Annotated in this window: 1 protein-coding gene; it reads right to left on the bottom strand. The window is 74.7% G+C overall.

Annotated elements, in window-relative coordinates:
• Window positions 1–458: tetratricopeptide repeat protein (locus tag K206_RS0130735; protein ID WP_020206158.1), on the bottom strand; the 458-nt coding region annotated here is incomplete at both ends.

The raw sequence follows: 458 nt of genomic DNA, 5'->3' as shown, positions 1-458 counted from the left end.
CGGCGCCGGCGCCGGGGTGGCCGTCAACTGCCGGAGGCCGGCCTGCGCCACGGCGTCCGCCGGGTTGCGGCGCAGCGCGTCGCGGTAGGCAGTCTCGGCCAGGCGGCGGTAGACGTCGCCGAGATTGGCGTAGCCGACCGAGAAGCCGGGCCTGACCTCGACCGCGAGCAGCAATTCCGCCTCGGCGCGCTTGAGGTCGCCGCGCCTGGCATACAGCAGCGCCAGGTTGTTGTGCGGCTCGGGCAGCTCGGGGAAGTCCTGGGCCATCGACGACAGCGCGGCAATCGCCTCGTCCTCGCGCCCGGCCTGGGCCAGCGCCCAGGCGCGCTCGAAACGCGCCTGCGCATTGCGCGGGTTGGTGGCCAGCACGCGGTCGAAGCCGCTGATGGCCTCGTCGTAGTGTTGCTGCGCCGCGGCCTTCTGCGCCGCGGCCATGCCCGGGTCCGCCGAGCGCACGC

This window comes from Cupriavidus sp. WS (genome assembly GCF_000395345.1).
GTDB lineage: Bacteria > Pseudomonadota > Gammaproteobacteria > Burkholderiales > Burkholderiaceae > Cupriavidus > Cupriavidus basilensis_B.
Note: the sequence above shows the minus strand (reverse complement) of the source record. Positions and strands in the feature narration are given on the sequence as shown.